13 protein-coding genes are annotated in these 14,977 nt (G+C 70.1%); 9 read left to right on the top strand and 4 right to left on the bottom strand.

All coding sequences use genetic code 11. The features are described from left to right. The first annotated feature begins 34 nt into the window (after positions 1–34). Both NI17_RS13420 and NI17_RS13415 read left to right on the top strand, forming a co-directional pair. A complete protein-coding gene (locus NI17_RS13420) occupies positions 35–487 on the top strand; it encodes a hypothetical protein (RefSeq protein WP_068688870.1) in 453 nt (150 codons plus the stop codon). A 129-nt stretch (positions 488–616) separates the two neighbouring features. Then, on the top strand, positions 617–844 hold the full coding sequence (locus tag NI17_RS13415; protein ID WP_068688872.1) for a hypothetical protein: 228 nt from the start codon (positions 617–619) through the stop codon (positions 842–844). A gap of 13 nt (positions 845–857) precedes the next feature. On the opposite strand, the gene NI17_RS13410 is transcribed toward NI17_RS13415, so the two are convergent. From NI17_RS13410 to NI17_RS13400, 3 genes are all read right to left on the bottom strand, one after another. Next, positions 858–1,349, bottom strand: a complete 492-nt coding sequence (locus tag NI17_RS13410) for a TspO/MBR family protein (RefSeq protein WP_068688873.1) — start codon at positions 1,347–1,349, stop codon at positions 858–860. A 115-nt stretch (positions 1,350–1,464) separates the two neighbouring features. Next, positions 1,465–3,012 carry a long-chain-fatty-acid--CoA ligase gene (locus tag NI17_RS13405; RefSeq protein WP_068688876.1) on the bottom strand — a complete coding sequence of 516 codons (1,548 nt, stop codon included), beginning with the start codon at positions 3,010–3,012 and terminating at the stop codon, positions 1,465–1,467. Positions 3,013–3,112: 100 nt separating this feature from the next. Continuing rightward, on the bottom strand, positions 3,113–3,535 hold the full coding sequence (locus NI17_RS13400; protein ID WP_068688877.1) for a DUF6406 domain-containing protein: 423 nt from the start codon (positions 3,533–3,535) through the stop codon (positions 3,113–3,115). A gap of 491 nt (positions 3,536–4,026) precedes the next feature. Between NI17_RS13400 and leuS the strand changes: the two genes are divergently transcribed. The 4 genes from leuS to NI17_RS13380 all read left to right on the top strand — a co-directional run bounded on the left by leuS (position 4,027) and on the right by NI17_RS13380 (position 9,002). After that, on the top strand, positions 4,027–6,522 hold the full coding sequence (gene leuS / locus NI17_RS13395) for a leucine--tRNA ligase (protein WP_068688878.1): 2,496 nt from the start codon (positions 4,027–4,029) through the stop codon (positions 6,520–6,522). 94 nt (positions 6,523–6,616) lie between these two features. Then, on the top strand, positions 6,617–7,216 hold the full coding sequence (locus NI17_RS13390) for a hypothetical protein (protein ID WP_068688879.1): 600 nt from the start codon (positions 6,617–6,619) through the stop codon (positions 7,214–7,216). A gap of 229 nt (positions 7,217–7,445) precedes the next feature. Further along, the gene (locus NI17_RS13385; protein WP_068688880.1) at positions 7,446–8,099 is read left to right on the top strand and encodes a hypothetical protein; all 654 of its coding nucleotides are present in this window, start codon (positions 7,446–7,448) and stop codon (positions 8,097–8,099) included. A gap of 99 nt (positions 8,100–8,198) precedes the next feature. Beyond that, the gene (locus NI17_RS13380) at positions 8,199–9,002 is read left to right on the top strand and encodes a hypothetical protein (RefSeq protein WP_243597512.1); all 804 of its coding nucleotides are present in this window, start codon (positions 8,199–8,201) and stop codon (positions 9,000–9,002) included. Positions 9,003–9,379: 377 nt separating this feature from the next. Here NI17_RS13380 and lexA read toward each other — a convergent pair whose 3' ends face one another. Next, the gene (gene lexA, locus NI17_RS13375) at positions 9,380–10,150 is read right to left on the bottom strand and encodes a transcriptional repressor LexA (RefSeq protein WP_068688881.1); all 771 of its coding nucleotides are present in this window, start codon (positions 10,148–10,150) and stop codon (positions 9,380–9,382) included. A 255-nt stretch (positions 10,151–10,405) separates the two neighbouring features. Between lexA and NI17_RS13370 the strand changes: the two genes are divergently transcribed. The 3 genes from NI17_RS13370 (at position 10,406) to NI17_RS13360 (ending at position 14,585) form a co-directional block, all read left to right on the top strand. Next, positions 10,406–10,960, top strand: coding sequence for a LysM peptidoglycan-binding domain-containing protein (locus NI17_RS13370; RefSeq protein ID WP_068688883.1), 555 nt, complete (start codon positions 10,406–10,408; stop codon positions 10,958–10,960). Between the two features lie 222 nt (positions 10,961–11,182). Further along, positions 11,183–11,644, top strand: a complete 462-nt coding sequence (gene nrdR, locus NI17_RS13365; RefSeq protein ID WP_068688884.1) for a transcriptional regulator NrdR — start codon at positions 11,183–11,185, stop codon at positions 11,642–11,644. A gap of 124 nt (positions 11,645–11,768) precedes the next feature. Then, positions 11,769–14,585, top strand: a complete 2,817-nt coding sequence (locus NI17_RS13360) for a vitamin B12-dependent ribonucleotide reductase (protein WP_068688885.1) — start codon at positions 11,769–11,771, stop codon at positions 14,583–14,585. The last annotated feature ends 392 nt before the right edge of the window (positions 14,586–14,977 follow it).

The raw sequence follows: 14,977 nt of genomic DNA, 5'->3' as shown, positions 1-14,977 counted from the left end.
GGATGTCTCCCGCCGGAGCGGGCATGATGGGGACATGGCTGCGACAGACGACGCCCGGCACAGCAAACTCGTCGCCCTTGACCTCATCAAGGCGTACGCGCACACCGACCGCCGGCTGGTGCGGGAGCGTGCCGAAGGGATCACCGGCGAGGAGGGCGAGCGGATCGCCTCCGAGCTGAAGGTGTTCGCGGCCTTCCTCTCCCGCAGAGTGCAGGAGACGGGAGTGCCGTGGCGCCCCGCCGACTCCCGTGAGGCGGTGGCCCGCACGGTCGCGGACCTGCTGGAACCCGAGATGGAGTTCGCGGTCGTCTCCGCGTGGGAGGCCTACTCGGTGGGCGAGTACGAGGCCGCCCGCGTCAGGGCGCAGGGCGACCCGCTGGTCTTCATGCACATGTTCGCCGCGTTCTCCGCGGCCATCGGAACGGCCGTCTACGGGACCGACGAACTGCTGCCCACCCTGCGGTTGGCCGCGGAGCTGCCCGACTAGCGGACTTCCGGCACCGGCCCGGACGGGCCGCGTCCGGCGGTCCTCCCGGCTGTCTTCCGGGAGGACCGCCGCGCCGCCCGTCCGGGGCCTAGAGTGGGAGCGGGGCGACAGCAGCGGGGGGAGCTGGCTATGGACATCCAGGCGGACGACCACCCCATCGAACCGGACGATCCCTGGCCCAGGAGTCCGACGAACGTGCCGATCCGCTGCAACGTGTGCCTGGAGGTGCGCTCCTTCGAGGACCGGCACGCACTGCACCTCGACGAGTACGGCCCCGGACCGCACTGCCGCAACTGCGGGAAGCGGATCGAGTTCCGCTGCACGGTCTGCGACGAGCAGTGGCGGCCGGTGCCCTGAGCGGGCGGCGGTCTCAGTTGGCCGTCCAGATCGCCAGGTTCAGCGCGCCCGCGTAGGTCACCCAGGCCAGATAGGGCAGCAGCAGGAGGGACGCGGTCACGCTGTGCCTGCGAAACAGCGCGACCACCGCCACGATCGAGACCCACAGCAGCACGATCTCGGCGAAGGCCGGACCGTACTGCCCGGCGCCGAAGAACAGCACGGGCCACAGGGCGTTCAGCACCAGTTGGACGGCGTAGACCGTCAGGGCCGCCGCGGCCCCGCGCCACCCGGAGGCGCGCCACACCAGCCACCCCGACACGGCGATGAGCACGTACAGCACCGTCCAGACGGGAGTGAACAGCCAGCTCGGCGGAGCCCAGACGGGCAGGTCCAGTTCGGTGTAGACCGAGGCGGAGCCCGCCGAGGCCAGTCCGCCCACCACGGCGGTGGCCAGCACGGCGGCCGCGAAGGCGGCTCCCGCCGCGAGTGCCCGGTACGGAGTGGACCGTGTGGTCACGGACATGGCAGGGCCCCCAGACGGTCGGTCGTCACCGGAGGCGGCCACTGCCCGGTCCGTGCGCGGCCAAACGCACCCGGACCGGCGGGGCTCCACTCCGGTCCGGGTGCGCCCCGGACCGCTAGCGCAGTTCGCGCTTGAGGATCTTGCCGGTGGCGGTCATCGGCAGCTCGTCGCGGAACTCCACCAGGCGCGGGTACTTGTAGGCGGCCAGACGCTCCCTGGACCAGGCGATCAGCTCCTCCTCGGTGACCGTGGCCTCCGGGGCGCGGATCACGAACGCCTTGACCTCCTCGCCGTGCCTGTCGTGCGGGACGCCCACGACGGCGGCCAGGCTCACCTGCGGGTGCGTCATCAGCACCTCCTCGATCTCCCGCGGGTAGACGTTGTAGCCGCCGCGGATGATCATGTCCTTGGAGCGGTCGATGATGAAGTAGAAGCCCTCCTCGTCGCGCCGCGCGATGTCGCCGGTGCGGAACCAGCCGTCGCGGATCACCTGGGCGTTGACCTCGGGACGGTTGTGGTAGCCCTTCATCACGCAGTGGCCGCGCACCGCGATCTCCCCGGGGCCCTCGCCCCCGACGGTGGTGAAGTTCTCGTCGACGAGCTTCATCTCCACGCCCCAGACCGGCAGGCCGATCGACCCCGGCTTGGCCTTGCGCTTGGGGTTGTTGAAGGACACCACCGGGGAGGTCTCGGACAGGCCGTAGCCCTCCAGGATCCCGATGCCGAACCTCTCCTTGACCTGCCGGGCGACCTCGGAGGGCAGGGACGCGCCGCCGGAGACGGCGGTGTGCAGCTTCGCCGCGATCGCCGGGATGTCGTGCTCGTTCCTGGTGTTGAGCAGCCCCCAGTACATGGTGGGCACCCCGGCGAAGACCGTCACGCCCTCCTGTTCCATCAGGGAGAGCGCCTCGTCGCCGTCGAAGCGGGGCATCAGCACCATCGTGGCGTTCCGGTACAGGGCGGCGTTCATCATCGTGGTCTGCCCGAAGATGTGGAACAGCGGCAGCACCGTCAGGAACACGTCGTGGTCGTCGGGCGAGTGGTCGAACAGGTCGCTGGAGACGACCGCGTTGAGCAGCAGGTTGTTGTGCGTGAGCTGGGCGCCCTTGGGGCGGCCGGTGGTTCCGCTGGTGTAGATGATCACCGCGGTGTCGTCGGCCTCGGTGCGTACCGACTCGAACTCGCCGGGTTGGCCGTTGAGGGCGGCCCAGAAGGTCTCGGCGCCCTCGATCGCGGATTCGGTGGCCCCCGCCGTCGCGGGCAGGTCGATGTAGACCTCGCACTCGGCGACCTCGTGGAACGCCTTCCACGCGCGCTCGCCCAGCGGCAGCTCCGGGGTGCCGGTGAAGGCGAACAGCGCCTTGGCCCCGGAGTCGCGCAGGTGGTACTCGATCTCCCGCGGGGTCAGCAGGACGTTCAGCGGAACGACGACGGCGCCCGCCTTGAGCGCGCCGAAGTAGACGAACGGGAAGTAGGGGACGTTGGGGCAGGCGACCGCGACCCTGTCCCCGGGACGGACGCCGCGGGACACCAGCAGGTTGGCCACCTGGTTGGCGATCATGTCCACCACGGCGTAGTTCAGGCGCATGTCACCGAAGACGATCGCGTCGCGTTCGGGCCGGTTACGCGCGCCGTCCTCAAGCAGAACCGACAGGTTGAGCATCCTGCCTCCTCCGAGAAAGTGTCGTCCACCACTGTTGTACTGAACAGTAACTTATGCGTCGGAGGCAGGACCAGAAACACTCTTCCCAGCCCGGGAGCGGTTACTCCTCCCGGGTCAGGGTCACCGAACCGGGCACCGAGTCACCGAAGCCCATCTCGGAGACCCGCCAGGAGTCTCCGTCCAGTTCGACGACGTCACCGTGGGCCAGGACCTTCTCCTCGCTCTCCCCGCCCTCCGGCGTCACGGCGAGGACCACGCTCGGCTCCTCCTCGTTGTGCCCGGTGACCTCCAGGACGGTGGAGGAGCCGTCCTCGCCGGTCAGGGTGTAGGGGGTTCCCTCGACCAACTGGATGCGGTCGTCGTAGTCGCCCAGCACGGGGGCGTGGCTCTGCTCCGCGGCGGTCTCGGCGCCGGACTCCTCGTTCTCGGCCGAACAGGCGGCCAGTGCCGTGCCCGCGACGACGACCGTCACGGTGACGAGAAGCGTCCGGAGCGCGGTGCGGAAGCGGTGGGACAGGGTCATTTCGCTTGGTCTCTCCACAGGGACGGGACGGCCGCGCACCGGTGCGAAGCCACCGGTGCGCGCCTTCGGACTGCGCGCCGAGCCTCCGCGGACCGCTGCGCCCGTCGAAGTGCTCCCGGCACCGACACCGTCCGAGGGGATCACTTCCGTGACGGTCGACAACGGCGCGTCCACGAGGCCGGAGCGTTTCCGCTGGATGGGTCCCACGGTAGTCGGTTTCCGCGCGGCCGCGCGGGTCAAGTGCCGGATCCGGACGTCGCGGACGCCCCGCTACGTGGGACGGCCCCGCCTGCCGGGGCGCCTCGCCCCTCCCGTCGGGAAACGGGTGGCGCCGCGGGCCCGTCGTCGCGCGCTAACCTTGGGAGACAGACATCCGGACCGGCGGGCCCGAAAGTGCGTCCACATCTCGGGGGCGGCCGGTCCACCGACAGCAGGTCGCCAGATCGGAACCTGCTTCCCAGGGCGATGACCGGTAGAGGAACCACCCAACGATGACAGCGGTTAGCGGAGAGCAGACGACAAGCGACTCCTACGACGCCCGGGCACTGCAGGAGAAGTGGCAGGCCCGGTGGGCGAAGGAGAACCCCTTCACGGCCAGCGAGGACCCGGCCGACACCCGTCCGCGGCGCTATGTGCTCGACATGTTCCCCTACCCGTCGGGTGACCTCCACATGGGGCACGCCGAGGCGTTCGCGATCGGAGACGTCATCGCGCGCTACCACTTCGCGCGCGGCGAGAACGTCCTGCACCCGATCGGCTGGGACTCCTTCGGACTGCCCGCCGAGAACGCCGCCATCAAACGCGACTCCCACCCCGCCGAGTGGACCTACGCCAACATCGACACCCAGGCCGAGTCCTTCCGGCGCTACGGCATCTCCCTGGACTGGTCCCGCAGGCTGCACACCAGCGACCCCGAGTACTACCGGTGGAACCAGTGGTTCTTCGTCCGGTTCTTCGAGCGCGGCCTGGCCTACCGCAAGGACGGCCTGGTCAACTGGTGCCCCCAGGACCAGACCGTGCTGGCCAACGAACAGGTCGTGCAGGGCAGGTGCGAGCGCTGCGGCACCGAGGTCGAGCGCCGCGCGCTCAACCAGTGGTACTTCAAGATCACCGACTACGCCCAGCGGCTGCTGGACGACATGAAGCAGCTCGAGGGCGGCTGGCCGGAGCGCGTGCTGACCATGCAGCGCAACTGGATCGGCCGTTCCGAGGGCGCCGACGTCGACTTCGCGATCGAGGGTCGCGACGAGCCGGTCACCGTCTTCACCACCCGCCCCGACACCCTGTACGGAGCGACCTTCTTCGTGGTGGCCGCCGACGCGCCGCTGGCGGAGGAGCTGTGCGCGCCCGAGCGGCGTGAGGCGTTCGAGGCCTACCGCGCCCAGGTCAGCAAGCTGAGCGACATCGAGCGCCAGTCCACCGAGCGCGAGAAGACCGGCGTCTTCCTGGGGCGCCACGCGGTCAACCCGGTCAACGGCGAACGCATCCCGGTGTGGGCCGCCGACTACGTGCTGGCCGACTACGGGCACGGCGCGATCATGGCGGTACCCGCGCACGACCAGCGCGACCTGGACTTCGCCCGCGCCTTCGACCTGCCGGTGCGGGTCGTGGTCGACACCGGCGAGCCCGACCCCGCCGAGACCGGCGTCGCCACCCCGGGCGAGGGCGTCCTCGTCAACTCCGGCCCGCTCGACGGCCTGAGCAAGAGCGAGGCCATCCCGCGCATCATCGAGGTCCTCGCCGAACGCGGCACCGGCAAGGCCGCCGTCAACTACCGACTGCGCGACTGGCTGCTGTCCCGGCAGCGCTTCTGGGGCACCCCGATCCCGATCATCCACTGCCCCGACTGCGGTGAGGTTCCGGTTCCCGACGAGGACCTGCCGGTGCGGCTGCCCGACAACATGCGCGGCGCCGACCTGGCCCCCAAGGGGATCTCCCCGCTGGCCGCGGCCACCGACTGGGTCAACGTGTCCTGCCCCCGCTGCGGCGGCCCCGCCAAGCGGGACACCGACACCATGGACACCTTCGTCGACTCCTCCTGGTACTACCTGCGCTACTGCTCGCCCAACCTGGACACCGCCCCCTTCGACGTCGAGAGGGTCGAGAAGTGGGGGCCGATCGACCAGTACGTCGGCGGTGTCGAACACGCGATCCTGCACCTGCTGTACAGCCGGTTCTTCACCAAGGTGCTCCACGACATGGGCATGCTCTCCTTCACGGAGCCCTTCGTCCGGCTGCTCAACCAGGGCCAGGTCATCAACCAGGGCAAGGCGATGTCCAAGTCGCTGGGCAACGGGGTGGACCTGGGCAGGGAGATCGACCGGTACGGTGTCGACGCGGTCCGGCTGACCGTGGTCTTCGCCGGTCCGCCCGAGGAGGACATCGACTGGGCCGACGTCTCCCCGGGAGCGTCGCTGAAGTTCCTCAACCGCGCCTATCGGGTGATGGCCCAGGCCGGGGCGGCCTCCGAACCGGGTACCGACCCGGCCGCCGGCGACCTGGAACTGCGCCGGACGACCCACCAGACCCTGGCGAAGGTCACCGACGCGATCGAGGCCCAGCGGTTCAACGTCGCCATCGCCCGCATCATGGAACTGGTCACCGCCACCCGTCGGGCGATCGACTCCGGACCCGGCGCCGGGGACCCGGCGGTGCGTGAGGCGGCCGAGGTCATCGCGATCACCCTGGGCCTGTTCGCGCCCTACGTCGCCGAGGAGGGCTGGGAACTGCTCGGCCACTCCGGTTCGGTGACCGTGGGCACCTGGCGCACGCCCGACCCCGCGCTGCTGGTGCAGGAGAGCGTCACCTGCGTGGTCCAGGTGGCCAGCAAGGTCCGCGACAAGCTGCAGGTGTCGCCCGACATCTCCGCCGAGGAACTGGAGCGGCTGGCCCTGGCCTCGGAGAAGGTCCAGAACTTCACCGCGGGGCGTGAGATCCGCAAGGTCGTCGTGCGCGAACCCAAACTGGTCAACATCGTGGTCGCCTAGTCGGCGACCGCGGCGTCGGCGGGGCCGCGGCGGCGGCCCCGTACACGTATCGTCAGGACCCCACGCGACACGGCAGAAGAGGAACTGGGCGTACATGGGCGAGACGAGGCGGCGGGCACTGCTGCGCGGGACAGCCGCGCTGGGCGGAGTCGCCGTGGTGAGCACCGCGGCCGTCGTCGGCGGCCTGCTGTGGGACGCGCGCGGCCCCGCCGTCGAAGCCGCGTCCACCGACGCGCACCCGGTTCCCCCCGCCTGCGCGTCGGTACCGGCCGAAGCGGTCGGGACGGCGGTGCCGGGTGCGGTGCTGGAGTCCGACACGGCCGGGCCGCTGCCCCTGTCCGCCACGCGGTCGTGTGTCTGGTCCTCGGTGGATGTGCCCGATGCCGAACCGCGGACGCTCACCGTCTCCTTCCGCGCCCACTTCGGCGACGCCGACGGCCGGGTGAGCGGAGCGGAGCGGGCCCGGGCGGAGGTGGAGGCCCTGGGACCGGGCGGCGAGGGCCGAGGAGTACTTCCCGTCGCCTCCCTGGGGGAGGACGCCCTGACACGCCCGGCGGCATCCGTCGGCGACGCGGTCGAGGTGGTCTTCCGGGACGGCAACCTCACGGTCCGGGTCTGCTACGGCGGCGTGCCCGCGGACGAGGCCCGCGCCGGAGCGGTCGCGGTCGCCGAGGAGTTGGCCGCGACCCTCTGACCCGGCTCCCGGCTCCCGGCTCCGGAAGGCTGCCGGTGGCGGACGAGCCTTTGCGGTTGGTGCGAACTTTGCGGCGGCGAGCGGCTTCTTATCTGTTGGACCGTGTCAGTCCGGTGGCCGGTCCGCCTGTCCGGACAAGGTGTCCGAACCGGCTAGTACCGTTGGCTCGATGCCGTTGGCTCGATGCCGTCGGTGACCGCGCCGACAGGTGACAGACGAAGGGAACCCCATGGTCCAGCCGCCCTACGGCGGGTTCGCAGCCCCCCAGGACGCACCGCCCAGGAGCGGACGCGGTTGCGCCGTGGCCGTTCTGGTCAGCGCGGTGCTCGTCCTGCTGCTTCTGGGAGGCGGCGGGATCGGATTCCTCCTCTGGCTGCGGGGCCCCGGGGGCGAGTACTCGGCCGCTCCCGAGTGTGCTCTGGTCGAGGACAGCGGGGTCCTCGACGGACTCGTCAAGGGATACCAGGTCGATCTCGACGCCCCGATCGACACCGGAGGAGCCGACTGGTGGGACGGCAACCAGTGCCGGTGGACCACCACGCAGGAGTCCGCCGGACTCCCCTCCAGTGTGAGTGTGGCGTTCGTCCGCAGCGGCAACCGTCCGGGCTTCAGCGGGGAGACCTCGGCCCAGGCGGACCTGGGGCGCGAACCCGAGGGGAACTCGGTGCGCACCGTCGAGGACCTGGGAGACGAGGCCGTCCAGTGGTACGACACCACGACGCTGCACGGGTGCGTGGCGGTGCGGCTGTCCAACCTCATGGTCTCCACCTGCTACGAGGCCAGCACCGACTTCGCCGCGAGCCGGGAGGTCGCCGAGAACGAGGCCGTGGAGGGAGCCCTGACCGTGGCGCGCGAGATCGTGGCCTCCCTCGAACAGGACTGAGTCCGCCCCTGCGCGGCCGACGCCCCGCGAGGACACCGGACCGCCCCGCACCGTCAACCACGCGGATCATCCGCCGATTCATCCAGCGAGGACAACCCAATGACCCAACAGCCTCCCCCCGGTGGCCCGCAGCCCCCGTACGGTCAGCCGTACGGTTCTCCGCAACCCCCCTACGGTCAGCAGCAGTTCACCCCCCAGTACGGGGCGGGAGGCTATCCGCCCCCGCCGAGGAAGACCAACGGCTGCCTGATCGCCGGCGTCATCGGGGGCGCCGCCGCGGTCCTGGCGGTGGCGGGGCTCATCGTGGTGTTCGCCCTCCGGGGAGGCGACGAGCAGAACAGCGACGGGCAGTCCCCCGTGGCCGGACAGACCCGGGAACCCGAGGACGAGGGGAGCCGGGAGCCGGAGGAGTCGGCCACACCGGCCCCGCAGGGAGACTTCACCACCCTCCCGGAGTGCGCCGTCGCCGAGCACGACGAACTGGACCGCCTCGTCCCCGGACACAGCCTGAAGGTCGAGGACGTCGACACCGAGGGCGACGACTGGTGGGAGGGCTACCACTGCACCTGGACCAACGCCAACTCCTCCGGTGACGGCAACTACTACCTCCTCACGATCGTGGTCAACGACCCGCTTCGGTACGACACCGACCGGGATCTGGAACTGTACTCCGGCGACTACTCCACGGAGACGGTCACCGGGCTCGGGGACGGCGCCGTGTCCTGGTACGACACCGAGAACGAGGTCGGATGTGTGGCCACCTACCTGGAGAACCTCTCCCTCGCCTCCTGCTACGACGAGATGAGCGGAGGGAGGCCGCTGCCCGAGACCAAGGCGATCGAGGAGGCCGAGAACCTGGCCCGCGCCACCCTGGACGTGATCGCGCAGGGCGACTACCGGTAGTCCTCCTCCGGTCCGGGGCCGCGTTCCGGACCGGAGTTGGGACACCGCTGCGGGGAGCCGCACCCGAGGGAAGTCGGCGGCGGAGCGGGCCGACGCGCGAGGCGACCGATCCGGCCGCGTCTCCTCCCGCGCAGTGAGAGCAATCCCGCACCACGGGCTCGGGACCCGTGGTGCGGGATTGCTCTTTGTCGGACTGTCCGCGGCGGCGGGGCGCTGCGCGCGCCGGTCACTGTTCCGCCGACCGGTGGCGGCCCGCCCCGGACTCCCGGAAGGCCTCGCCGTGCTCCTGGCTTCCCGGCGGCGACGCCACGAGACGGGGGTTCAGGCCGCCGTTTCCGGTGCGGATCACGGGACCGTACCGAACCGAAGCGAAGTCGTTATACCTTGCGGAGCACGGTGACGACCTTGCCCAGGATGGTCGCGGAATCGCCGTTGATCGGCTCGTAGGCGCTGTTACGGGGCAGCAGCCAGACGTGTTCTCCGTCACGCTTGAAGACCTTGACCGTGGCCTCGTCGCCCAGCAGCGCGGCCACGATGTCACCGTTGTTGGCGTCGGGCTGCTGCCGGACAACCACCAGGTCACCATCGGTGATGGCGGCGTCGACCATCGAGTCGCCCACGACGGTGAGCATGAACAGCGCTCCCTCGCCGACAAGCTGGCGGGGCAGGTTGAGGACGTCCTCGACGTACTCCTCGGCCAGGATCGGACCACCTGCTGCGATGCGCCCCAGAAGCGGGATGTCGACCGTGCCGGGGGAGTCCGCGCCCGGCACGTCGCCGAGTTCGTTCTGGGAACGCACGGGGGATTGGCCCGGAATGCGAATTTCCACGGCCCTTGGGCGATTCTGGTCGCGGTGGAGGTAGCCCTTGCGTTGCAACACCTTCAACTGGTGCGCGACACTTGAGGGGCTGGACAGTCCCACCGCGTCACCGATCTCCCGGATGGACGGCGGGTATCCGCGCTCACGCACGTAGCGGTGGATGACGTTCAGGACACTTCGCTGGCGGTCGGTGAGTGTCGGAGCGGCGTCCGCCTCCTTTGCGGAGGTCTGAGCGGAATCGGGCTCCGTGCGGACTGGGCGGAGTGCGGAGACGGAAGACTTCTCCTCCGCGCGAGGTTTCTGCGCTCCGTGGTTCTCCTCCGGCACGTCCGGCCTCCTCGGCGGTCGGTGTCCTCGGTCGTGGACTGTCGGCTGGCTGTGACATCGGTGCTCGTTCCGAGTGTCGAGTGCGGCGGTGTGACATGACCGACACCGGCGCTCTACCGGAGCGAAACACACTCCACGTTAGTCCCTGCACAAAGCAATATCAAACAAACGTTCGAGATGGTGCTGAAAAATTTCCCGGAATGCGGTAGTAATCGAACGCCAGTTCTAGCGGACGGAGGCCCGAAGGGGAAGACCATGTCCGAATCCGCTCTGCCGCCCACCTCCACGCCACCCGCAGTCGGCCGTTCCTCCCGCCGCTCCACGGGAGGCGCTGCGCGCACCCGTGCCGGTTCCGGGGCGAACCTCTACGACTGGTCCCGCGAGATCCCCGAATGGGACGCCCCCGCGTCGGCGCCCCGGGCGCTGGACGACCTTCCCGAACTGGGCTCCCCCGGCCGCGACAGGGCCGCCCGTCCCGCCCCCGGCGGCCCGCCCCGGCTGACCAGACGCGGCAGGGTGGTCCTGTTCTCCCTCCTCGGAGCGGCCGCCGTGGCGGGGGTCGGCCTCCTCTCCCTGATCGCCGTGACCCTGGGCGCCTCCAGCGCCGACGCCTCCACCGAGAACTTCTTCCACCTGCCCGAGCAGCCCCCCACCGTCGTCGTCGACGAGGGGGACACGCTCTGGGAGATCGCCGAGCGGGCGCGGCCCTCGGAGGACCCGCGCAAGACCGTGGACGAGATCGTCGAGATCAACGGACTCTCCGGACCGGTGCTCGAACCCGGCCAGGAACTCGTACTTCCCTCCCCCTGAGCGTTCCCGCAGCTCACCGCGGAGCAGCCCGGCGGAACCACCACCACGACCCGCCGGAGGCCCGTCCGCTCCCTGTCTGCGACACGCCGAGCGGCCCCCGCCCGAGTTGCGTGCGGGATCGCCGAAGCCGTAGGTTAACCACCACTACATCTGGTGCCTGTGTGGGTGAGAGCATCCACAATTTGTGTTTTTCCGGTGATGACCTGGGAAGGATGAGCGACGGTGCGCTGCCCCTTCTGCCAGAACCAGGACACCCGGGTGATCGACAGCCGCGCCGCCGAGGAAGGCGCGGCGATCCGGCGCCGTCGCTCCTGCCCGGCCTGCGAGAAGCGGTTCACCACCCAGGAGACCGTGCTGCTCATGGTCGCCAAGCGGTCGGGAGTCACCGAACCGTTCTCCCGCGGCAAGATCATCGCCGGAGTCCGACGCGCCTGCCAGGGGCGCCCCGTCAGCGAGGACGCCCTCGCGGTTCTCGGGCAGCGCGTCGAGGAGGCCATCCGCGGCCGCGGAGCCGCCGAAGTCCCCTCCCACGAGATCGGACTGGCCATCCTGGGGCCGCTGCGTGAACTCGACGAGGTCGCCTACCTGCGCTTCGCGAGCGTCTACCGCAGCTTCGAGTCCCTGGAGGACTTCGAACACGAGATCGCGGAGTTGCGCGCCGAGCGCACCACCTCGCAGGGATGACCCACCGACGCCGTCACGGCGTCCCACCGGCCCAGAACCACAGAGCGGCGCCGCCGCGGCCAACGGCGGACCGGACGGCGACCGCCATTCGGGTACACCTTTCACAGAGGGGGAACAGAGCGAGATGACCGAGACGGTGAGCGGCTCTGCCACGCGCAAAGGCAGGAAACCACGCAGGGGACTGAAGATCCGGCGCGTCTTCACCACGCCCGGAGTCCACCCCTACGACACCGTCGAGTGGGAACGCCGCGACGTCGTCATGACGAACTGGCGCGACGGCTCGGTCAACTTCCAGCAGAACGGGGTCGAGTTCCCCAAGAGCTGGTCGATGAACGCCACCCAGATCGTGGCCAGCAAGTACTTCCGCGGCGCGCTGGGCACCCCGCAGCGCGAGTGGAGCCTCAAGCAGCTCGTCGACCGCGTCGTCAACACCTACACCGCGACCGGCCGCGAGCACGGCTACTTCGCCACCGACGAGGACGCCGAGATCTTCGACCACGAGCTCAAGCACGCCCTCGTCCACCAGATGTTCAGCTTCAACTCCCCGGTCTGGTTCAACGTCGGCACCTCGTCGAAGGCCCAGGTCTCCGCCTGCTTCATCCTCTCCGTGGACGACACCATGGAGTCGATCCTCGACTGGTACAAGGAAGAGGGGATCATCTTCAAGGGCGGCTCCGGCGCGGGCGTGAACCTCTCCCACATCCGCTCCAGCAAGGAGCTGCTCTCCTCCGGCGGAACCGCCTCCGGTCCGGTCTCCTTCATGCGCGGCGCCGACGCCTCCGCCGGAACGATCAAGTCCGGCGGCGCCACCCGGCGCGCGGCCAAGATGGTCGTCCTCGACGTCGACCACCCCGACATCGAGGAGTTCATCGAGTGCAAGGCGCGTGAGGAGCGCAAGATCCGCGCCCTGCGCGACGCCGGGTTCGACGTGGACCTGGGCGGCGCCGACATCGTCAGCGTCCAGTACCAGAACGCCAACAACTCCGTGCGGGTCTCCGACTCCTTCATGCGCGCGGTCGAGAGCGACTCCGACTTCGGCCTGGTCGCCCGCACCACCGGAGAGACCGTCGCCACGGTCAGGGCCAAGGAGCTGTTCCACAAGATGGCCAGGGCCGCCTGGGAGTGCGCCGACCCGGGCGTCCAGTACGACGACACCATCAACGACTGGCACACCACCCCCGAAAGCGGCCGCATCAGCGCCAGCAACCCCTGCTCCGAGTACGTCCACCTGGACAACTCCTCCTGCAACCTGGCCTCCATCAACCTGATGAAGTTCCTCGACGAGGACGGCTCCTTCCGGGTCGAGGACTTCGAGCGGCTCACCGAGCTGGTCATCACGGCGATGGACATCTCCATCACCTTCGCCGACTTCCCCACCGAGAAGATCGGCGAGACCACCCGCGCCTTCCGCCAGCTCGGCATCGGCTACACCAACCTGGGCGCGCTGCTCATGGCCACCGGGCACGCCTACGACTCCGACGGCGGACGCGCGGTGGCCGCCGCCATCACCTCCCTCATGACCGGCGTCGCCTACCGGCGCAGCGCCGAACTGGCCGGGGTGGTGGGCCCCTACGACGGCTACGCCAAGAACGCCGAGGCCCACAAGCGCGTCATGCGCAAGCACGCCGCGGCCAACGACGACCTGCGCACCGTCGGCGAGATGGAGCAGCCGATCCACACCGCCGCCACCCGCGCCTGGCAGGAGTGCCTCCGCACCGGCGAGCAGAACGGCTGGCGCAACGCCCAGGCGAGCCTGCTCGCCCCGACGGGCACCATCTCCTTCATGCTCGACTGCGACACCACCGGCATCGAACCGGACTTCTCCCTGGTGAAGCTCAAGAAGCTGGTGGGCGGCGGGTCCATGCAGATCGTCAACCAGGGCATCCCCCGGGCGCTGCGCACCCTCGGCTACCACGAGGAGCAGATCGAGGCCATCGTCGGCTACGTGGCCGAGCACGGACACGTGGTCGACGCCCCCGGCCTCAGGCCCGAACACTACGAGGTCTTCGACTGCGCCACGGGCAGGCGCTACATCCGGCCCATGGGGCACGTGGACATGATGGCGGCGGTCCAGCCGTTCCTGTCGGGCGCGGTGTCCAAGACCGTCAACGTCCCCGAGGAGGCCACGGTCGAGGACTTCGAGCGCCTCTACTTCGAGGGCTGGAAGAAGGGCCTCAAGGCGCTGGCGGTCTACCGGGACAACTGCAAGGTCGGCCAGCCGCTGTCCACCGCCGGGAAGAAGGACGAGGCCGAGGAGAAGACCGAGCAGGCGCCCAGGACCGTCGAGGTCAGGCGTCCGGTGCGGCGCAGGCTGCCCAAGCGGCGCCCGAGCCAGACGGTGTCCTTCACCGTCGGCGGCGCCGAGGGCTACATCACCGCGGGCTCCTACCCCGACGACGGCCTGGGCGAGGTGTTCCTCAAGCTCGGCAAGCAGGGGTCCACCCTGGCCGGGATCATGGACGCCTTCTCCATCGCGATCTCCATCGCCCTGCAGCACGGGGTGCCGCTGGAGACCTACGTGGAGAAGTTCACCAACATGCGCTTCGAGCCGGCCGGGATGACCGACGACCCCGACATCCGGATGGCCCAGTCGGTGGTGGACTACATCTTCCGCCGCCTGGCCCTGGACTACCTGCCCTACGAGGAGCGCGCGGCGCTGGGCGTGCTCTCCGCCGAGGAGCGCGCCGCCCAGGCCGCCGGTGAGGACCCCGCCCAGGTCGCGGCGGAGGTGGTCACCTACGCCCAGTCCGCTCCGGTGACCGAGGCCGAGGCCCGGGCCGCCCGGAGGGAGCCCGAGTCCCAAGGCGCGGCGGGGGCGGCCGAGGCCGGGCGGGGCTTCAGCACCGACGCCCCGCTCTGTGTGAGCTGCGGAACCAAGATGCGGCCGTCGGGCAGTTGCTACGTCTGCGAGGGCTGCGGCTCCACCAGCGGCTGCAGCTAGGCCCGGAGCGCCCCGCGCGCTCCGGACCCCACGGGGGCGACCACGGGTCGCCCCCGTTCCCGTTGTCGACGGAGAGCGTCTGCGGCGCTATCTCGCGGCTGCGACTCCGACTCGTGCCCAGGTGGTTTACGCCGAGGACCGGCAGGACCGTCTGCTGGACGCCCCGAACCATCGCGGCAACTGGGGCTGGTGCGGTTGATCAGCCTCAGCGACGACGGGCGACTGCGCGGCTGGCTGGTGGGAGACCCCCGGTGACCCGTCCTCGGCCCACGCGTGAGGACCGTGCCCGCTTCTGTCGCACGCAAGGACGGCAGCGGGTGCGTGATGCCCGTGGGCGGACGGGCACTCATCATGGCACTTGTGAACTGAACCTGGCAGATGGACGGGTTCTG

The organism is Thermobifida halotolerans, assembly GCF_003574835.2.
Classification (GTDB): domain Bacteria; phylum Actinomycetota; class Actinomycetes; order Streptosporangiales; family Streptosporangiaceae; genus Thermobifida; species Thermobifida halotolerans.
This window is presented reverse-complemented; position numbering and strand designations above follow the sequence as displayed.

Coding starts and splice junctions, on each gene's coding strand:
- NI17_RS13415 (WP_068688872.1), top strand. CDS start 617: ATGGACATCCAGGCGGACGACCACCCCATCGAACCGGACGATCCCTGG.
- NI17_RS13370 (WP_068688883.1), top strand. CDS start 10,406: ATGTCCGAATCCGCTCTGCCGCCCACCTCCACGCCACCCGCAGTCGGC.
- leuS (WP_068688878.1), top strand. CDS start 4,027: ATGACAGCGGTTAGCGGAGAGCAGACGACAAGCGACTCCTACGACGCC.
- NI17_RS13420 (WP_068688870.1), top strand. CDS start 35: ATGGCTGCGACAGACGACGCCCGGCACAGCAAACTCGTCGCCCTTGAC.
- NI17_RS13385 (WP_068688880.1), top strand. CDS start 7,446: ATGGTCCAGCCGCCCTACGGCGGGTTCGCAGCCCCCCAGGACGCACCG.
- NI17_RS13380 (WP_243597512.1), top strand. CDS start 8,199: ATGACCCAACAGCCTCCCCCCGGTGGCCCGCAGCCCCCGTACGGTCAG.
- NI17_RS13410 (WP_068688873.1), bottom strand. CDS start 1,349: ATGTCCGTGACCACACGGTCCACTCCGTACCGGGCACTCGCGGCGGGA.
- NI17_RS13360 (WP_068688885.1), top strand. CDS start 11,769: ATGACCGAGACGGTGAGCGGCTCTGCCACGCGCAAAGGCAGGAAACCA.
- NI17_RS13405 (WP_068688876.1), bottom strand. CDS start 3,012: ATGCTCAACCTGTCGGTTCTGCTTGAGGACGGCGCGCGTAACCGGCCC.
- NI17_RS13390 (WP_068688879.1), top strand. CDS start 6,617: ATGGGCGAGACGAGGCGGCGGGCACTGCTGCGCGGGACAGCCGCGCTG.
- NI17_RS13400 (WP_068688877.1), bottom strand. CDS start 3,535: ATGACCCTGTCCCACCGCTTCCGCACCGCGCTCCGGACGCTTCTCGTC.